Source organism: Vibrio sp. 378, assembly GCF_033339435.1.
Genome location: NZ_JAWOUO010000358.1, coordinates 1 through 814, shown reverse-complemented (window position 1 = coordinate 814; position 814 = coordinate 1). Strand labels below are relative to the sequence as shown.

Annotated in this window: 1 protein-coding gene; it reads left to right on the top strand. The window is 51.2% G+C overall.

The genetic code is table 11. From position 1 onward, the window contains the following. Nucleotides 1-709: branched-chain-amino-acid transaminase (ilvE, locus tag R7Q48_RS26260; protein ID WP_318133123.1), on the top strand; the 709-nt coding region annotated here is incomplete at its 5' end. Between the last annotated feature and the right edge of the window lie 105 nt (nt 710-814).

Genomic DNA, 814 nt, shown 5'->3' with positions numbered 1-814 from the left:
AGAAATCATGGAAGCAACGCGTGAAACTCTGCGTCAAAACAAACTCGACAGCGCTTACATTCGTCCATTGGGATTTGTGGGCAATGTCGGTTTAGGTGTGTGTCCTCCAGTAGGCACCGAAATGGAGCTGATCATCGCGGCGTTCCCATGGGGCTCGTACCTTGGTGAAGAAGCACTAGAAAAAGGCGTGGATGCGATGATTTCAAGCTGGAATCGCGCGGCACCTAACACCATCCCTACCGCAGCAAAAGCGGGTGGTAACTACCTTTCTTCACTACTCGTTGGTGGTGAAGCACGTCGTCATGGTTACGACGAAGGTATCGCACTGAGTGTTGACGGTTACTTGTCAGAAGGCGCGGGCGAGAACATCTTTGTCATCAAAGATCGCGTGATCACCACACCACCAGCCACCAGCGCTATCCTACCGGGTATCACTCGTGACTCGATCATGACCATTGCTCGCGATAAAGGTTACGAAGTCCGTGAAGCTAACATTGCCCGCGAAGCGCTATACCTTGCGGATGAAGTATTCATGACCGGTACCGCAGCAGAAGTTGTGCCTGTGGCAACCATCGACAAAATTGAAGTGGGCAGCGGTAAACGCGGTCCGATTACCAAAGAATTGCAAGAAGCCTACTTTGGCCTATTTAACGGCACCACGGAAGATAAGTGGGGCTGGTTAGACTATGTGTACCCAGAGCAGCAGTAAGAAGGATTTAAGAAATGCCAAAATATAGATCAGCTACCACCACACATGGTCGTAACATGGCGGGAGCTCGTGCGCTCTGGCGTGCAACCGGTGTAAAAGACGAAG